General features: G+C 70.9%; 16 protein-coding genes and 1 pseudogene. 9 read left to right on the forward strand and 8 right to left on the reverse strand.

Going from position 1 to position 16,794, the window contains the following annotated elements; genetic code table 11:
* Positions 1 to 4 precede the first annotated feature (4 nt).
* Positions 5 to 1,789 carry a 2-oxoglutarate dehydrogenase, E2 component, dihydrolipoamide succinyltransferase gene (gene sucB / locus AC30CM_RS06765; RefSeq protein WP_490116068.1) on the reverse strand — a complete coding sequence of 595 codons (1,785 nt, stop codon included), beginning with the start codon at positions 1,787 to 1,789 and terminating at the stop codon, positions 5 to 7.
* 165 nt (positions 1,790 to 1,954) lie between these two features.
* Here sucB and AC30CM_RS06770 point away from each other — a divergent pair, with 165 nt between their 5' ends.
* Complete coding sequence (locus AC30CM_RS06770; RefSeq protein WP_490116069.1) at positions 1,955 to 2,302, forward strand: oxidoreductase; 348 nt, start codon at positions 1,955 to 1,957, stop codon at positions 2,300 to 2,302.
* An 88-nt stretch (positions 2,303 to 2,390) separates the two neighbouring features.
* On the opposite strand, the gene AC30CM_RS06775 is transcribed toward AC30CM_RS06770, so the two are convergent.
* Positions 2,391 to 3,923 (reverse strand): leucyl aminopeptidase, encoded by a 1,533-nt coding sequence (locus AC30CM_RS06775; RefSeq protein WP_490116070.1) that lies wholly within the window; start codon positions 3,921 to 3,923, stop codon positions 2,391 to 2,393.
* A gap of 28 nt (positions 3,924 to 3,951) precedes the next feature.
* On the opposite strand from AC30CM_RS06775, the gene gcvT reads away from it, so the two are divergent.
* Together gcvT and AC30CM_RS06785 are read left to right on the forward strand one after the other, a co-directional pair.
* A complete protein-coding gene (gene gcvT / locus AC30CM_RS06780; RefSeq protein ID WP_490116071.1) occupies positions 3,952 to 5,061 on the forward strand; it encodes a glycine cleavage system aminomethyltransferase GcvT in 1,110 nt (369 codons plus the stop codon).
* A gap of 22 nt (positions 5,062 to 5,083) precedes the next feature.
* Positions 5,084 to 6,190 carry a branched-chain amino acid aminotransferase gene (locus AC30CM_RS06785; protein WP_490116072.1) on the forward strand — a complete coding sequence of 369 codons (1,107 nt, stop codon included), beginning with the start codon at positions 5,084 to 5,086 and terminating at the stop codon, positions 6,188 to 6,190.
* Between the two features lie 3 nt (positions 6,191 to 6,193).
* On the opposite strand, the gene AC30CM_RS06790 is transcribed toward AC30CM_RS06785, so the two are convergent.
* From AC30CM_RS06790 to AC30CM_RS06800, 3 genes are read right to left on the reverse strand one after another with little or no spacing between them, the layout of a single operon-like run.
* Positions 6,194 to 6,919 carry an adenosylcobinamide-GDP ribazoletransferase gene (locus tag AC30CM_RS06790; RefSeq protein WP_490116073.1) on the reverse strand — a complete coding sequence of 242 codons (726 nt, stop codon included), beginning with the start codon at positions 6,917 to 6,919 and terminating at the stop codon, positions 6,194 to 6,196.
* Positions 6,916 to 7,974 (reverse strand): nicotinate-nucleotide--dimethylbenzimidazole phosphoribosyltransferase, encoded by a 1,059-nt coding sequence (gene cobT / locus AC30CM_RS06795; RefSeq protein ID WP_490116074.1) that lies wholly within the window; start codon positions 7,972 to 7,974, stop codon positions 6,916 to 6,918. The genes AC30CM_RS06790 and cobT overlap by 4 nt, the downstream gene beginning before the upstream one ends.
* Positions 7,975 to 7,979: 5 nt before the next feature.
* Positions 7,980 to 8,651, reverse strand: coding sequence for a DUF3043 domain-containing protein (locus AC30CM_RS06800; protein ID WP_490116075.1), 672 nt, complete (start codon positions 8,649 to 8,651; stop codon positions 7,980 to 7,982).
* Between the two features lie 163 nt (positions 8,652 to 8,814).
* On the opposite strand from AC30CM_RS06800, the gene AC30CM_RS06805 reads away from it, so the two are divergent.
* Positions 8,815 to 9,171, forward strand: a complete 357-nt coding sequence (locus AC30CM_RS06805; RefSeq protein ID WP_490116076.1) for a HesB/IscA family protein — start codon at positions 8,815 to 8,817, stop codon at positions 9,169 to 9,171.
* A 39-nt stretch (positions 9,172 to 9,210) separates the two neighbouring features.
* Here AC30CM_RS06805 and AC30CM_RS06810 read toward each other — a convergent pair whose 3' ends face one another.
* On the reverse strand, positions 9,211 to 9,858 hold the full coding sequence (locus tag AC30CM_RS06810) for an Rv0361 family membrane protein (RefSeq protein WP_490116077.1): 648 nt from the start codon (positions 9,856 to 9,858) through the stop codon (positions 9,211 to 9,213).
* Between the two features lie 154 nt (positions 9,859 to 10,012).
* Here AC30CM_RS06810 and AC30CM_RS06815 point away from each other — a divergent pair, with 154 nt between their 5' ends.
* Complete coding sequence (locus AC30CM_RS06815) at positions 10,013 to 10,984, forward strand: carbohydrate kinase family protein (RefSeq protein WP_490116078.1); 972 nt, start codon at positions 10,013 to 10,015, stop codon at positions 10,982 to 10,984.
* Positions 10,985 to 10,994: 10 nt separating this feature from the next.
* On the opposite strand, the gene asnB is transcribed toward AC30CM_RS06815, so the two are convergent.
* On the reverse strand, positions 10,995 to 12,938 hold the full coding sequence (gene asnB / locus AC30CM_RS06820) for an asparagine synthase (glutamine-hydrolyzing) (protein ID WP_490116079.1): 1,944 nt from the start codon (positions 12,936 to 12,938) through the stop codon (positions 10,995 to 10,997).
* Positions 12,939 to 13,052: 114 nt separating this feature from the next.
* On the opposite strand from asnB, the gene ctaC reads away from it, so the two are divergent.
* The 4 genes from ctaC (at position 13,053) to AC30CM_RS06840 (ending at position 16,154) form a co-directional block, all read left to right on the forward strand.
* Positions 13,053 to 14,081 carry an aa3-type cytochrome oxidase subunit II gene (gene ctaC / locus AC30CM_RS06825; RefSeq protein WP_490116080.1) on the forward strand — a complete coding sequence of 343 codons (1,029 nt, stop codon included), beginning with the start codon at positions 13,053 to 13,055 and terminating at the stop codon, positions 14,079 to 14,081.
* Positions 14,082 to 14,101: 20 nt separating this feature from the next.
* Positions 14,102 to 14,521 carry a cytochrome c oxidase subunit 4 gene (locus tag AC30CM_RS06830; RefSeq protein ID WP_490116081.1) on the forward strand — a complete coding sequence of 140 codons (420 nt, stop codon included), beginning with the start codon at positions 14,102 to 14,104 and terminating at the stop codon, positions 14,519 to 14,521.
* Between the two features lie 170 nt (positions 14,522 to 14,691).
* Positions 14,692 to 15,507, forward strand: a complete 816-nt coding sequence (locus tag AC30CM_RS06835; protein ID WP_490116082.1) for an MmpS family transport accessory protein — start codon at positions 14,692 to 14,694, stop codon at positions 15,505 to 15,507.
* Positions 15,507 to 16,154 (forward strand): DUF2561 family protein, encoded by a 648-nt coding sequence (locus AC30CM_RS06840; protein WP_490116083.1) that lies wholly within the window; start codon positions 15,507 to 15,509, stop codon positions 16,152 to 16,154. Before AC30CM_RS06835 ends, AC30CM_RS06840 begins: the two co-directional genes overlap by 1 nt.
* Before the next feature lie 221 nt (positions 16,155 to 16,375).
* Here AC30CM_RS06840 and AC30CM_RS06845 read toward each other — a convergent pair.
* Positions 16,376 to 16,681, reverse strand: a pseudogene (locus AC30CM_RS06845) (HNH endonuclease); the annotation flags it as partial.
* Positions 16,682 to 16,794 lie beyond the last annotated feature (113 nt).

The raw sequence follows: 16,794 nt of genomic DNA on the forward strand, positions 1-16,794 counted from the left end.
CCCCTTACAGACCCAGGTCGGCCTCGAAGGCTCCCTCTTCGAGGCGACGCTTGATGGTGGTCAGGAACCGGCCGGCGTCGGCACCGTCGATCAGTCGGTGGTCGTACGTCAGCGGCAGGTACGCCACCGACCGAACGCCGATCGACTCGTTGCCGAACTCGTCGACGATGACCCGCGGGCGCTTGACGATGGCACCGGTGCCCAGCATCGCCGCCTGCGGCGGAACCAGGATCGGGGTGTCGAACAACGCCCCCTGGCTGCCGATGTTGGTGATCGTGAACGTGCCGCCGGACAGCTCGTCGGGCTTGAGGTTGCCCGACCGGGCGCGCGCCGCGATGTCCGCGATGGCCCGCGCGAGGCCCGCCAGCGACAGGTCACCGGCGTTGTGCACCACCGGGGACAGGAGGCCCTGCTCGGTGTCCACCGCGAAGCCGAGGTGCTCGGCGTCGTAGTAGGTGATCTCCTTGGTGTCCTCGTCGTAGCTGGCGTTGACGTTCGGATGCGCCTTGAGCGCGTCCACGACCGCCACCGCGAAGAACGGCAGGAACGTCAGGTTCACGCCCTCGCGCTCGGCGAACTTCGCCTTGGCGCGCGCCCGCAGCGCCACGATCTTGGTGAGGTCCACCTCGTGGGTCTGCGTCAGCTGCGCCGTGGTCTGCAGGCTCTCGCGCGTCTTCTTCGCGGTGATCTGACGGATGCGGTTGGCCTTCTGCGTGGTACCGCGCAGATGCGCCAGGGCCGGGGCGGGCGCCGGAGCCTTCGAGGCGGGTGCCGACCCGGACGCCGCTGCGGGCTCGGGAGCCTGCGCCGCCGCGTCCTTCTCGCCGGCCGCCGCCAGCACGTCCTGCTTGCGGATGCGACCACCGACGCCGGTGCCCTTCACCGTCGCCAGGTCGACACCGTGCTCCGACGCCAGCTTGCGCACCAGCGGTGTGACGTACGGGCTGGCGTCACCGTTGGACTCGCCGTTGGTCGCGGCGGGCTTGGGTTCGGGCTTGGGCTCGGGCTTGGGTTCCGGCTTGGGTTCGGGCTTGGGTTCCGGCTTGGGTTCCGGCTTGGCTTCCTGCTTGGGTTCGGGCTTGGGCTCCGGCTTGGCTTCCTGCTTGGGCTCGGGCTTGGGCTCGGGCTTCTCCTTGGGCGCCGACCCCTCGGCGCCGATCGTGCCGAGTTCGCCGCCGACGGCGACGACGTCGTCCTCCTCGGCGCTGATCGACAGCAGCGTGCCCGCCACCGGCGACGGGATCTCGGTGTCGACCTTGTCGGTGGAGACCTCGACGAGCGGCTCGTCGACGGCGACGCTGTCACCGACCTTCTTGAGCCACCGCGTCACGGTGCCCTCGGTCACGGACTCGCCCAGTTCGGGCATCTTCACCGACGTGGCGTCCCCACCGGATGCGGTGGGCTCGGACTGCTCCGGCTCCTGCTCCTCGGCGGCGGGCTCTTCCTGCGCCGCCGGCTCCTCGGCCGGCTTCTCCTCCTCGGCGGACTCCTCGGCGGACTCCTCGGCGGCGGGCGGCTCCGCCGAGTCCCCCGACGAATCGGCCTCTTCGCCGGCCTCGCCGATCAGCGCCAGATCGCCACCGACCTCGACGGTGTCGTCCTCCTGCGCGATGATCTTGGTGAGCACACCCGCGGCGGGCGCCGGAATCTCGGTGTCGACCTTGTCGGTGGAGACCTCGAGCAGGGGCTCGTCGACTTCGACGGTGTCACCCTCCTGCTTGAGCCACCGAGTGACGGTCCCCTCTGTGACGCTCTCGCCGAGTGCGGGCATCTGGACGGAGATGGCCATGTCTTCTGACTCCTAGACGGTCGCTCGTGCCGGTGCAAAAACTCGCGCCACCCATCCTGTCACGTCGCCGTGCCGCGGTCGTCGCAGACCTGCGGACTGTGCGCTCTGGCACTATCGAAGGAGGTGTCGGCCGCCGGACAGGGCGTGAGATCCGAAGGAGTGGGCGTGGGACTGTTCGATGGGTTTCGCCGTCGCGGCGGCCGTCGTGACGCAGGCACCGATCCCGCAGCCGACCTCGCCTACATGAAGGACTGGGTGGCCACGCACGTCGGCGTGGAGGCGTTCGTCGAACCCAAGACCACCGTCACCGACGTCACGGTGGTCCTGGTCGCCACCGACGGGGAGTGGACGCGGCGGCGCGCCGGTGGGCAGTCCGGGGCCCGCAAACTCAACCAGCGGCTCGGCATCCCCGTCTACGACGTGCAGAAGGTGGGCTACCCGCAGCGCATGCGTGACTACGACGCGCGGCGGCGCATCGAGCGCAAGCGCGCCGAGCGCCACGCGCTCGAGTGAGTCCAGGGCGCCACGCGCTCGAGTGAGTCCAGGGCGCCACGCGCTCGAGTGACGCCGGAGCGCCACGCGCTCCAGTGACGCCGGAGCGCTACCCGTTCTTGGCGATGTCCTCGATGGCGGCGAACATCGTGCGCGTCGGCACGCCGGTGCCGCCCTTGCCGGTGTAACCCCACGGGCCGCCCGTGTTGTAGGCCGGACCGGCGACGTCGACGTGCGCCCACTGCACCCCGTCGGCGACGAACTCCCGCAGGTACACCCCCGCCACCAGCATGCCGGCGAACCGCGAGCCGCTGATGTTCGCCAGGTCGGCGACCGTCGACTTCAACTCGTCGGCGATCTCGTCGGGCAGCGGCATGGGCCAACCGTTCTCGCCGACCCCCTGCGAGAGGGCCGCGACCCGGTCGCGGAACTCGTCACTGCCCATCACCCCGGGCGTGCGCGCACCGAGCGCGACGAGTTGCGCACCCGTCAGCGTGGAGGTCTCGATGAGGTAGTCCGGCCGGTCCTCGCAGGCGCGCACGATGGCGTCGGCCAGGATCAGCCGACCCTCGGCGTCGGTGTTGAGCACCTCGACGGTGATGCCGCCGTACTGCGTCAGCACGTCACCGGGGCGCTGCGCGGTGGCCGACGGCATGTTCTCGGCCATGGGCACCGTGGCGATGACGTCGACCGGCACCCGCTGCTTGGCGGCCAGCACGACGGTGGCCACGACCGCGGCCGCGCCACCCATGTCCGACGTCATCTGATGCATGTTCGCCGCGGGCTTGATGGAGATGCCGCCGGTGTCGAACGTGATGCCCTTGCCGACCAGCGCGACGGTCTTGGCCTGGGCCGGGTCCGCCGCCAGCGTCGACCCCCGGTGGATCAACCGCACCAGCCGCGGCGGACGGGACGACCCCTTGCCCACGCCGACGATGCCGCCGTAGCCGCCCGCCTCCAGGGCCGCCTCGTCGAGCACCTCGACCTCGAGGCCGGCTGCCTCGCCCAAAGCCCTTGCGCGCTCGGCGAATTCGGCCGGGAAGAGGTGGCTCGGCGGGGTGTTCACGAGATCGCGTGCCGTGGCGACGGCGGTGGCGACGTCGACGCCCCTGGCTGCCTGCTCCTCGGCGTCCGACGCCGTCGACAGCACCGTGATCGACGTCAGCCCGGCGTCCGACGGCGCCGTCTTCTGGCTGCGGAAGTCGGTGAAGCGGTACGCGCCCAAGACGAGGCCCTCGACGGTGGCGGCGACGTCGACGTCCGACAGCGTGGTGACGACCGCCTCCGCGCCCGACAGCGCGCGCGCCGCCGCGCCCGCCGCCCGCCGGATCAGGTCCGCCGGATACGCGTCGCGGGCCTTGCCCAGGCCGACCGCGACGACGCTCGCGACCGGCAGTCCGGGCACCACCAGGCGCGTGGTCTGCTCGGCCCCACCCTTGGCGCGCAACGCCGCCAGGGCCGCCTCGATCTCGCCGACCGCCGCGGCGTCCAGGAACGGCGTGGCCAGTACCGACACCGCGTCCCCGTCGTCCCCGTCGCCGGTGACGACTCCCACGATCAGCACGGCAGGCGCGCTGCCCTCCTGCGGCAGGGCGGCGGACACGGTGACGGCGGGGGACTGGTATCCGGGTGCGGTGCTCATGGAGACCCACCCTAGCTAGGGTGTGACCGTGACTTCCGTGCGTCCCACCGACCTGTTGCAAGGCCCTCTCGAGGACCGTCACCGCGCGCTCGGCGCCAGCTTCGCCGAGTTCGGCGGCTGGCTCATGCCGGTGTCCTACGCCGGGACCGTCGCCGAACACCACGCCACCCGGAACGCCGTCGGCCTCTTCGACGTGAGCCACCTGGGCAAGGTGCTCGTCAAGGGCCCCGGTGCGGCGGCCTACGTCAACTCCGTGCTCACCAACGACCTCGACCGCGTGGGCCCCGGCAAGGCGCAATACACGTTGTGCTGCACCGCCTCCGGCGGGGTGATCGACGACCTGATCGCCTACTACGTCTCGCCCGACGAGGTGTTCCTGGTACCCAACGCCGCCAACACCGCCGCCGTGGTGGCGGCGATGCGCGCCGAGGCGCCCAGCGGCGTCGAGGTCACCGACGAGCACCGCTCGCACGCGGTGCTCGCCGTCCAGGGGCCGCGGTCGGCCGAGGTGCTCGGTGCGCTGGGCCTGCCCACCGACATGGACTACATGGGCTTCGCCGACGCCGAGTACGACGGCGTCGCCGTGCGGGTCTGCCGCACCGGCTACACCGGCGAGCACGGCTACGAGCTGCTGCCCGAATGGGACCGTGCGGCCACGGTGTTCGACGCCCTCGTCGACCGGGTGCGGGCCGCCGGCGGCGAGCTGGCAGGCCTGGGCGCCCGCGACACCCTGCGCACCGAGATGGGCTACCCGCTGCACGGGCACGAACTGTCGTTGGAGATCAGCCCGGTACAGGCCCGCTGCGGCTGGGCCGTGGGGTGGCGCAAGGACGCGTTCTGGGGGCGTGACGCGCTGCTGGCCGAGAAGCAGCAGGGTCCGCGGCGCACGCTGCGCGGCCTCAAGGCGCTGGGGCGCGGCGTGCTGCGTGCCGACATGACGGTGCTGGCAGGGGACACCCCCGTGGGCCACACCACGTCCGGAACGTTCTCTCCGACACTCAAACTGGGCATCGCGCTGGCGCTCGTCGACACCGCCGCCGGCGTCGCCGACGGCGACGTGGTGGCCGTGGACGTGCGTGGCCGCCGCCTCGACTGCGAGGTGGTCGCACCCCCGTTCGTGGACGCGAAAACCCGCTAGCCCCGAGTTATACAATTCCTCCATGACCGACGGCCACCTCGAATTCTCACTCGCCCGCAACACCACCCCGGCGAGCGACGAGGTACGAGCCGACGTGCTGCGCGACCCCGGGTTCGGCCGGTATCACACCGACCACATGGTGGTCATCGACTACACCGACGGCCGCGGCTGGCACGACGCCCGCGTCGTGCCCTACGGACCCATCGAACTGGACCCGTCGGCCGTCGTCCTGCACTACGCGCAGGAGGTGTTCGAAGGGCTCAAGGCCTACCGCTGGGCCGACGGATCCATCGTGTCCTTCCGGCCCGAGGCCAACGCGGCCCGGCTGGGCCGCTCGGCACGCCGCCTCGCCATTCCCGAGCTGCCCGAAGACGTCTTCCTGGAGTCGCTGCGCCAGTTCATCGCCGTCGACGGCGACTGGGTGCCCGCCGCGGGCGGCGAGGAGTCGCTCTACCTGCGGCCGTTCATCATCGCCACCGAGCCCGGCCTCGGCGTCCGACCCGCCACCGAGTACCGCTACCTGGTCATCGGCTCGCCGGCCGGCGCGTACTTCAAGGGCGGCATCAAGCCCGTGTCGGTGTGGCTGTCCACCGAGTACGTCCGGGCCAGCCCCGGCGGCACCGGGGCGGCGAAGTTCGGCGGCAACTACGCGGCCTCGCTGCTCGCCCAGGCCGAGGCCGCCGAGCACGGGTGCGACCAGGTGGTGTGGCTCGACGCCATCGAGCGCCGCTACGTCGAGGAGATGGGCGGGATGAACCTGTTCTTCGTCTTCGGCAGCGGCGGCTCCGCGCGGCTCGTCACCCCGGAGCTGAGCGGTTCGCTGCTGCCCGGCATCACGCGAGACTCGTTGCTGCAGTTGGCCACCGACGCCGGCTTCACCGTCGAGGAACGCAAGATCGACGTCGACGAGTGGCAGAAGAAGGCCGCCGCAGGCGAGATCACCGAGGTGTTCGCCTGTGGCACGGCCGCCGTCATCACGCCGGTCTCCCACGTGAAGTCCGGTGACGGCGACTTCACCATCGCCGACGGCGAACCCGGCGAGGTCACCATGGCGCTGCGCGACACCCTCACCGGCATCCAGCGCGGCACCTTCGCCGACACCCACGGCTGGATGACCCGACTGGGCTGACGGTCAGCGCACCGCAAGCCCCAGCGCGGCCAGCGTCGTCGTCACCTCGACGGCCGCACCCAGCACGTCGCCGGTGATGCCGCCGAAGCGGCGCACGCAGTGCTCCACCAGCAGCGCCGTCACGGCCAACGCCAGCAGCACCGCCAGCGGGCCCTGCCACGGCCGCGGCGTGACGAACGCCGCGGCCACGGCGAGCGCCACGGTCCACGCCGCCACCACCGGGACCGGTTGCGTGCCCGCGACGAGCGCGCCCAACGTGCTTCCCGGCGCGGCGGGCACCGTGCGCCGGCACGCCAGCACCACCGCCACCCGCCCCGCGGCGACGGCGACCACGACCGCGAGGGGGCCGGCCACCGAGAACGACAGGGACTGGACGGCGAGCGTCACCACGACGGCCGCGACGCCGAACGGTCCCGCCGTGCCGTCGCGCATCACCGCCAGCGCCCGTTCGGGCGGGCCGTAACAGCCGAGCGCGTCGACGGTGTCGGACAGCCCGTCGACGTGCAGCCCCCGCGTCGCCAACAGCAGCGCAGCCACCGCCAACACGCCCGTCAGCGGGCTGCCCTCGCCGAAACCCCGTGCAGCGAGCCAGATCACGCCGGCAGCCAGGAAGCCCAACCCGACGCCGACTGCCGGCAGCGCGGTCAGGGTGGCGCGGCCCAGGGGATGGTTGCTGCGAACGGGCAGCACCGTCGCGAACGCCCAGGCGGACGCGAGCGGCCCGATCACGGCTCGCGGTTGGACACGGCCGCCTCGTCGAACGTGGCCATCGACGCCAGCGTCGCGACGGCGGCGCGCAGCACGGGCAGCGCCACGGCGGCGCCGGTGCCCTCGCCGAGGCGCATGCCGAGATCGACGATCGGGTCCAGGCCCAACCGGCGCAGCGCGAGATCGTGGGCGGGTTCGGTGGAGCGGTGGCCTGCCTGCCACCACTGGCGGGCGCCGGGCGCCAGCCGGTCGGCGACCAGCGCAGCCGCGGTCACCACGACCCCGTCGAGCAACACGGGTACCCGGCGTACGGCGGCCTGGGCCACGAAGCCGGCCATGGCCGCGAGGTCCGCGCCCCCACACGCGCGCAGCAGCGCCACGGGGTCGGCGACTGCCGTGCGCCCGCGGTACAGCGCGTCGCGGACGGCGGCCGTCTTGCGCATCCACCCCTCGTCGTCCACCCCGGTGCCGCGGCCCACCACCGCCACGGGTTCGGCGTCGGTGAGTGCGGCGACCACCACGGTCGCCGGCGTGGTGTTGCCGATGCCCATGTCGCCGGCGATCAGCAGGTCGGCGCCCGCGTCGACCTCCTCGTCGGCGATCCGGCGGCCTGCGGCCAGCGCGGCGACCACCTCGTCGTCGGTGAGCGCGTCCTCGACGGCGATGTTGCCGCTGCCGCGCCGCACCTTGTGCGCACCCACCTCGGCCGACGCCGGCTGGTCACAGTCCACGGCCACGTCGACCACGCGGACCCGCGCACCCGCCAACTCGGCCAGCACGTTGATGGCCGCGCCCCCGGAGGCGAAGTTCGCGACCATCTGCGCGGTGACCTCCGCCGGGAACGCCGACACTCCCGCGGCGGTGACGCCGTGATCTCCGGCGAACACCACCACGGTGGGCCGGGCGAACTGCGCGGGCGGGCACTGCCCCTGGCAGGACGCCACCCAGACGGACAGGTCTTCGAGCCGCCCCAGCGCCCCGGGCGGCTTGGTGAGCGTGGCCTGCCTGGCCCGCGCGGCAGCGGCGGAGGCGGCGTCGGGTGCGGTGACGACGAACGCGTCGGACGAGGCGGTCACGCCCGTCAGGCGATCTTGGTGCCGCGCTCGACCTGCGGCCGCGGGGCCCGCATGCGGCGCAGCTGCGACGCCCGGCTGGCAGCGTAGAAGCCGAGCTTCCAACCACTTTCGACGTTGTCGGGGAACTTCGCATCGACCATCTTGTTCACCTTGCGGCCGACGATCACGCCGTCGACCACCATGACGAGGACGAGGACGAGCATGGCCGGGGAGATGAAGCGCTGCACCTCGAGCGAGGGCACCGACAGCATCACGAACACCAGGACCAGCGCCGCGGGCATGAACAAGCCGAGGACGTTGCGGCGGGCGTCGACGATGTCGCGGGCGTAGCGGCGCACCTCGCCCTTGTCGCGGGGGAGGAGGTAGGCCTCCTGACCGGACATCATCTTCTCGCGGCGCTCGCTCATCTCGGCACGACGCACGGTGCGTTCCGCGCGGCGCTCCTCCTTGGAGAGCTTGGGCCCGCCCATCTCCTTGCGTCGCTTGCGCGCCTCGGCCGACGTCATCGGCGCCGGCGCCACGGGGCCACGCTTGCGGGCGACCTCGTTGCGCTTCGGCGTGGGGCGACCCTTCGGCGCCGTCTGGCGAGTGGCCTCGGCGGACCGATCGATGCCGTCGTCGGCCGGGACGGACGCCTCCGGTTGAGGGTCTTCCTTCTTGCGGCCGAGCAGTTTCACGCCCGCCAGGGTACTTGAGGCGACGGCCGCCGTTCGAGCCCGCTCCGGCACCGCGGCCCACGCGGCCGATCGCGTGCGATCAGCCGCGAGTGAGTCGGGGAATAGGCTCCCGAGGGGGTACCGTTGAACGAGACCGACGCATGAGTATGCACAGGGAGAAGCAATGACTGTTCAGGACGAGTCGACCACCGCCACCCACGGCGTGACCCTTTCCGACGCCGCGGCGTCCAAGGCCAAGGCTCTGCTGGACCAAGAGGGCCGCGACGATCTGGCGCTGCGCATCGCCGTGCAGCCCGGCGGATGCGCCGGCCTGCGCTACAACCTCTTCTTCGACGACCGCACCCTCGACGGCGACCTCACCGCCGAGTTCGGCGGCGTCTCGCTGACCGTCGACCGGATGAGCGCCCCCTACGTCCAGGGCGCCACCATCGACTTCGTCGACACCATCGAGAAGCAGGGCTTCACGATCGACAACCCGAACGCCACGGGCTCGTGCGCGTGCGGCGACTCGTTCAACTGATCGACCTGCACGGCTGAGCTCCGCCGGCCGCGCCCGGCCCTAGAACTGGCCGGTGCGCGGCAGGTAGGAGCAGACCAGCGTGTCGTTGCCCTGCACCAGGATCTGGGCGATCGCCTGACGCTCCGCCTGCCCCTGCGTGCGCGACGGTTGCACCTGCATGCTGAACAGCACCTGCGCCTGATTCGGCGACCACTCGACGATCTTGTCGATCGACGTGACCTGAGCACTCTTGTACTGCCTGCGGAAGGCGTCGCTGGCAAGGTTCGCCAGCGACATGTCGGACTGCTTGTCCTTGATGTCGTCGAACAATCCGCACGACGCGTTGCGGGCGATCGTCTGGTCGTCACCCCGGCTGAGCGCATCCACGTAAGCCTGGATCGCCGTCTTCGCGCGATCGGGTGACAACACCCCCGACGCCGAATCCGAGCCGCGGTTGGCGAGCGCCACACCGGCGACCACCGCGCCGATCACCACCACCACCAGCACGCCCAGAACGGCCCACAGCACCGGCTTGCGGCCCGACCGCTTCGGGTAGGGCACCGGCGGCGGCAACGCGCCCGGGTACGGCGGCTGCTGCGGAAACGGTTGCGGGGGCGGATACGGCCCACCGGGTCCAGGCCCGAGGGACCCGCCGGGAGGCGGGTAGTTCTGGGGCGACGATTCGGGGTACGGGAATGTGCCGGCCATGTCGTTGTTAGGCTAGCGCACCGACCTGCGGCAACGGCGAAACCAGTGCATGCCCGGGTGTCAGTAGTCTTTCCACGGGCCACGAATCGGGCCCGGAATCGGCGCTGATGAGCGCGGCAACGACCAAAGCAGTCCCGAAAGAGGAGCATTCAGCGTGACCATTGCGGTGACCGGATCGATCGCGACCGACCATCTGATGAGGTTTCCCGGCAAGTTCTCCGAGCAACTGTTGGCCGAGCATCTCCAGAAGGTCTCCCTGAGCTTCCTGGTCGACGATCTCGTCATCCACCGCGGTGGCGTCGCGGGAAACATGGCCTACGCCATGGGCATCCTCGGCGGCAGCCCCACGCTGGTCGGCGCCGTCGGCCCGGACTTCGGCGACTACCGCACCTGGCTCACCGACCACGGCGTCGACTGCTCCCAGGTGCGCGTCTCCGCCGACGCCTACACGGCGCGGTTCGTCTGCACCACCGACGAGGACATGGCGCAGATGGCGTCGTTCTACCCCGGCGCCATGTCCGAGGCGCGCGACATCGACCTCGCGGAGGTGGTCGCGGCCACCGGCAAACCCGACCTGGTGATCGTCGGCGCCAACGACCCCGACGCGATGTTCCGGCACACCGACCAGTGCCGCGAGCTGGGCCTGGCGTTCGCCGCGGACCCCAGCCAGCAGCTGGCCCGGCTCAGCGGCGAGCAGATCCGCTCGCTCATCGACGGCGCCGCCTACCTGTTCACCAACGACTACGAGTGGGACCTGCTGCTGCAGAAGTCCGGCTGGTCGGAGGCCGAGGTGATGAACCAGATCGAGCTGCGCGTCACCACGCTGGGGGAGAAGGGCGTCGACCTGGTGGGGCGGGACGGCACCTTCGTCCACGTCGACGTGGTGCCCGAAACCCACAAGGAAGACCCGACCGGCATCGGCGACGCATTCCGCGCCGGCTTCCTCACCGGTCGCGGTGCCGGGCTGAGCCTCGAGCGCGCCGCGCAGCTGGCCTCGCTCGTCGCGACGCTGGTGCTCGAGGCGCCGGGCCCGCAGGAGTGGACGTGGGACAAGGCCGCCGGCGTCCCGCGTCTGGCCGCCGCCTACGGCGACGACGCGGCCGCCGAGATCGCCGAGGCGCTGTAGCCGGGCGCGCTCAGAGCTGCACGGGGTAGTGCGGCTCGCGGATCTCGGGCGTCACGCTGCCCTCGACGAAGATGGCGTGCCACAGCATGAAGATCAGCACCGTCCACAGCCGTCTGCTGTGATCGGAGACGCCGTTGCGGTGCTCGTCGAGCATGCCGCGCACGGCGGCGAGGTCGACGAGATGGCCCGCCTGGGACGCCGCGACCGTCGCGTACGCCCAGTCGAGCAGTTCGCCGGCGCGCAGCCAGTGCCGAATCGGCACGGGGAACCCCAGCTTCGGCCGGTTCAGCACGTGCGCGGGCACGATGGGCTCCAGTGCGCGACGCAACGCGTACTTCGTGGTCGCCCGGGTGATCTTCTGCTCGTACGGCAGCCGGGAGGCCACCGCGAACACCTCGGGATCCAGGAACGGCACCCGCAACTCGAGCGAGTTGGCCATCGTCATCTTGTCGGCCTTGACCAGGATGTCGCCGCGCAGCCACGTGAACAGGTCGACGTGCTGCATGCGCGCCACCGGATCCCAGCCGGCCGACTCGGCGTACAGCGCCGCCGTGACGTCGGTGTGGGTCCACTCCGGCCGGAACCGTCGTAGCGTCGCGCGCAACTGCTCGTCGGAGAAGCTGCGCGCGTTGCCGTAGTACCGCTCCTCGAGCGTCTGCGATCCGCGGTGCAGCAGGCTCTTGCCGCGCATGCCCTCCGGCAGCGGGCGCGACGCCTTGCCCAGGGACTTGCGCACCGGCCGGGGGAGCAGGTCGAACGGCTTGAGCGACAACGGCTCCCGATAGATCGTGTAGCCGCCGAACAGCTCGTCGGCGCCCTCGCCGGACAGCACCACCTTGACGTGCTTGCGCGCTTCGCGCGCGATGAAGAACAGCGGCACCAGCGCCGGATCGGCGACCGGCTCGTCGAGATACCAGACGATCTCCGGCAGCGCGGCGACGAACTCGGCCTGGCCGACCACCTTCGCCACGTGCCGCGCGCCGATGGCCTCCGCCGAGGCCACCGCGACGTCGACCTCTGAGAACCCCTCGCGTTCGAACCCGGTGGTGAACGTGATGAGTTTCGGGTTGTGCCGCATCGCCAGCGCCGCGATGGCCGTCGAATCGATGCCGCCCGACAGGAACGCGCCGACGGTGACGTCGGCACGCATGTGCTTGGCCACCGAGTCCTCGAGCACGGCGGTGATCTCGTCGTAGCGGGCCTGCTCGCCCCCTGCGGTGAACGGCACCGCCGAGAAGCGCGGCCGGAAGTACCGCGTGATCTCCGGTGCCGACCCCGGCCGGATGCGGGCGTAGCAGCCCGACTCCAGCCTGCGGATGCCGCGATGCAGCGTCTCGGGTTCCGGCACGTACTGCAGCACCGTGTAGTGCTGTGCCGCCCGCTCGTCGAGCGCGGTGTCGAATCCGCCGACGGCGGCGAGGTCCAGCAGACACTTCTTCTCGCTGCCGACGGCGGTGCCACCCGCACCCGTCGCCAGGAACAACGGCTTGATGCCGAACGGGTCGCGCGCGCAGAACAGCTCGCGCTCCACGGTGTCCCAGATGGCGAACGCGAACATGCCGCGCAGCCGCGTCAGCGCATCCGGGCCCCAGTGGTGGAAGGCCGCCACGATGGCCTCGCCGTCGCCATCGGTGTGGAACGCCGCCCCGTGTTCGGAGCGCAGCGCCTCGCGCAATTCCAGGTAGTTGTAGATCTCGCCGTTGAACACCAACACGTAGCGGTCGGGCGTCTCGGCGGGACCCCAGCGCAACGGTTGATGACTGTGGGCGATGTCGATGATCGACAGCCGGTTGAAGCCGAGGACGACCGCGGGCGCGGCCGTGTCGTCGGCCCACGTTCCCGGCTCGTCCGGGCCCCGGTGACGCATCAGATGCGAGGCACCGGAAACAGCCTCTACCAGGCCCGCCGTGCTCTCAGCGGACGGATCGGTCAGGTACGCCAGAAGTCCGCACACCCGACGAGTATGCCGAATGCGGAGGTGTGTCGAGACCCGCACCCGGGTGTGGTCTACGCTGCGTAGTATTCGGTTCGGTCGAACCCCGGCATGACTTCACTAGGAGGCGCCAACGTGACCGCTCGCGGGCTTAAGCTAGCGGCGTTGTCCGCGGTTCTGGGCGGTATGACGCTCGTGCTCAGCGGCTGCGACTTCCACACGGTCTTCGGCCTCGGCTGGCCGACCGGCATCACCCCCGAGGGCAAACTCAACCGCGACCTGTGGGTGTGGTCGGTCATCGCGTCGTTCGTCGTCGGCGGCATCGTCTGGTTCCTGATCTTCTGGACGAGCGCGTTCCACCGCAAGAAGAAGACCGACACCGACCTGCCGCGGCAGTTCGGCTACAACATGCCGCTCGAACTCGTGCTGACGGTCATCCCCTTCCTCATCATCTCGGTGCTCTTCTACTTCACCGTGGTGGTGCAGGAGAAGATGCTGTACAAGGACCCCAACCCCGAGGTGGTCATCGACGTCACCGCGTTCCAGTGGAACTGGAAGTTCGGGTACCAGAAGATCGAGTTCGCCGACGGCACCCTGAGCTACGACGGCGTCGACAACGCCCGCAAGGAGGCCATGGTCTCCAAGCCCGAGGGCACGTACGAGAACGGCGAGGAGCGGGTGGGCGCCATCCGCGGCCTCAACCCCGAGGACCGCACGTACCTCAACTTCGACAAGATCGAGACCGTCGGCACCAGCACCGAGATCCCCATCCTGGTCCTGCCGAAGGACAAGCGCGTCGAGTTCCAGATCGCATCCGCGGACGTCATCCACGGGTTCTGGGTGCCGGAGTTCCTGTTCAAGCGCGACGTGATGCCGGATCCCAAGGCCAACAACTCCGACAACGTCTTCCAGATCAGCAAGATCGAGCAGACCGGCGCCTTCGTGGGTCGCTGCACGGAGATGTGCGGCACCTACCACTCGATGATGAACTTCGAGGTTCGCGTGGTCGAGCCCAACGACTTCAAGGCCTACCTGCAGTTCCGTGAGGACAACCCGAACGCCACCAACGCCGACGCGCTGATGGCCATCGGATTGCCGCCGACCGCGGTCACCACCAAGCCGTTCGACACCCGTCGCGGTGAACAGGCTCCCGAGGCGAGATAAGTAAGTAGGGACGACACCTCATGCACATCGAAGCCAGGCTGTTCGAGTTCCTCACCGCGTTCTTCGCGCTCTGCGCGGTGGGTTACGGCGTCCTGACGCACCTGTTCGCCAACGGCGGCATCGAGTGGGCCGGCACCACCGCGTTGGCGCTGACCACCGGCTTGTCGCTCATCACCGGCACGTTCTTCCGGTTCGTGGCCCGGCGCCTCGACACCCGGCCCGAGGACTACGAGGACGCCGAGATCGCCGACGGCGCCGGGGAACTCGGCTTCTACAGCCCGCACAGCTGGTGGCCCCTGGCCATCGCGCTGTCGGCGTCGGTCACGGCCGTCGGCGCGGCGCTGTGGCTGCCGTGGCTGATCGTCGCCGGCGTGTGCTTCGTCCTGGCGACGGTGTCCGGCCTGGTGTTCGAGTACTACATCGGTCCCGAGAAGCACTGACCCCACGCGGGCAGGTAACGATCCGGGCGACGGTTTGCCGTGGCACCGCGTCTCGAGGTCCCTGCCCCCCGCGGGTTGGGTACTGTGGCCCCGGCACGGTCGCTCACGCTCGTCACGGTGACGTCGCGCCGAATGGACAGTCGAGATCGATGGGCTGAAGAGGACAGGCGATGAGCGGGCCGAACCATCCTGGGCCGGACTCCCCGACGCCGGACGAACCGCGACAGGACGTCCCGGCCACCGGCGAGACGGAGATCTACTCCCGTGCGTACTCCGCACCGGAGTCAGAGCAGTTCACCAGCGGTCCGTACGTACCGCCCGAGGCCGGACTCTACGACTACGACACGTTCGATCCCGCGGCCACCCAGTACACCCCCGATCCGCCCAAGTGGCCCTGGGTCGTCGGCGTCGTCGCCATCATCGCGGCCATCGCCCTCGTGGTCTCGGTGACGCTGCTGGTGGCCCGCACGGACAGCTCCGAGACCGCGGCGCCGTCCACCACGACCACCTACGCGCCGCCGGTGCAGGACGAGATCACCACGACCACGACCACCACGACCCCACCGCCGCCGCCTCCCAGCAGCGAGCCGCCGCCACCGCCGCCCACGACCGAGGCGCCGCCGCCGCCCCCGCCGCCGAGCCCGGAACCGGCGCCGCCCAGCACCGAGGCACCCCCACCGCCCCCGCCGCCGTCGACCCCTGCCGCGCCTGCGGGACCCCGCTTCATCACCTACACGGTGACGGGAACCAAGGCGCCGCTGGACCGTATCTCGGTCACCTACACCGACGCCTCGGGCAGGCAGCGCACCCAGCAGAACGTCTACATCCCGTGGTCGCTGACGGTCACGCCGATCTCGATGTCCGAGTACGGTTCCGTGCAGGCGTCCAGCCTGTTGCGCCTGTCCAAGTTGAACTGCTCGATCACCACGAGTGACGGGCAGACCATCGCCTCGCAACAAAACAACGACTGGCAGACCAGCTGCTGATGACATCAGACATCGACTCGACGAGTCCCCGGCCCGGCGCCGACTCCCTCGACCAGACCGACCGAATCGTGCTCGGCCTGGCCGCCCTGCTGTGGTTGACCGCGCTGGGGGCCTTGGTGGCCGCCGCCGTGGCGCTGTCCAACATGGGCAAGACCACGACCGGTGGCGGTGAATCCGAGACGCCCTGGCTGCTCTACACGGTGATCGGCGTGTCGGCCGTCGTCATCGTCGCCGCCGTCCCCCTGCTGATCCGGGCACGGCGCGCCTCCCTGGAGACGCCCAGCGGGCCCGCGCCCGCCCCCGCGGCCCGCCCCGACACCGGGGGATCGGCGTTCGGAGATCCCGTCGTCACCACCAACGTGCGTTCGACGACCGGGCCGGTGATCCGGCGCCAACCCATGCCGCCGGCGAGCAGCCGCCTCGGATTCCCCACGGCCGCAGTCGAACGCATCTACCTGCGCTGCCCGGCAGTGCTGGCCGCCGCCATGGGCGGCGCCGTCACGTTGGCCGGGGTGGCCACCTACCTCGCGGCCACCGGGCATGACACGCCGTCGTGGGTGCTCTACGGCGTGTGCGCCGTGGTCGTCGTCGCGATGCCCGCGGCGCCGGTGTTCTTCCTGCGTCAGCTGCGCAGCGTCCTCGCCTGACCGACCGCGTCGCCGCCTGACCGCCGCCCGACCGAGGCGGCGCCGCCGGGCGCAGCCGACGATGGCGACGATGATGGTGTCGGTGCTGGGGTGTCCGGGTGCTGGTGGGGCCTTCGAGGTGGAGGTGGCGCCGGTGGGTGTGGTGAGTTCGACGGTGTGACAGCCGGTCGGCCTGTGTGGCGGTGTGGTCGGGCGCGCCCTTCCGAGAGGGCGCCGGTTTCCAGGGCGCCGGCTTCCAGGGCGGCCAGGGTGTGGGGCATCTCGTGGACCAGGGTCTCGGCGAATCCGAGGTGGCGGTTGCCGCGATGGGGGGAGTCGTGGCGGGCCGGGGCGACCTCGCCGGCCAGGCCGCGGCCGCGGAGACGGCCGGGAATCCCCGCGGCGTTCTCACGGCCGCGGCGCAGGTGGGCGAATGCGGCGGTGGCCGTGGCTTGTTCGGCGGCCGCGGCGGACTTCACGCGTTCGAGTTCGGTGATGCGCGCGACGAGGGCCGCCTCGTCGGCATTCGGATCGAGTTCGTCGAACACGCGTTTGACACCACGCGGCGGGTCGGCCCCGGCGCCGCGACGGGGTGGGGGAGGGGCATCAGACGCGCTGCCCCGGCAACGACGACGGCCCGCCGAGCGAAGGATCGCTCGAC

The sequence above is a fragment of the Mycobacterium sp. DHQP2018-32-09 genome, assembly GCF_058148405.1.

Coding starts and splice junctions, on each gene's coding strand:
- sucB (WP_490116068.1), bottom strand. CDS start 1,789: ATGGCCATCTCCGTCCAGATGCCCGCACTCGGCGAGAGCGTCACAGAG.
- AC30CM_RS06775 (WP_490116070.1), bottom strand. CDS start 3,923: ATGAGCACCGCACCCGGATACCAGTCCCCCGCCGTCACCGTGTCCGCC.
- AC30CM_RS06785 (WP_490116072.1), top strand. CDS start 5,084: ATGACCGACGGCCACCTCGAATTCTCACTCGCCCGCAACACCACCCCG.
- AC30CM_RS06805 (WP_490116076.1), top strand. CDS start 8,815: ATGACTGTTCAGGACGAGTCGACCACCGCCACCCACGGCGTGACCCTT.
- AC30CM_RS06810 (WP_490116077.1), bottom strand. CDS start 9,858: ATGGCCGGCACATTCCCGTACCCCGAATCGTCGCCCCAGAACTACCCG.
- AC30CM_RS06830 (WP_490116081.1), top strand. CDS start 14,102: ATGCACATCGAAGCCAGGCTGTTCGAGTTCCTCACCGCGTTCTTCGCG.
- AC30CM_RS06835 (WP_490116082.1), top strand. CDS start 14,692: ATGAGCGGGCCGAACCATCCTGGGCCGGACTCCCCGACGCCGGACGAA.
- AC30CM_RS06840 (WP_490116083.1), top strand. CDS start 15,507: ATGACATCAGACATCGACTCGACGAGTCCCCGGCCCGGCGCCGACTCC.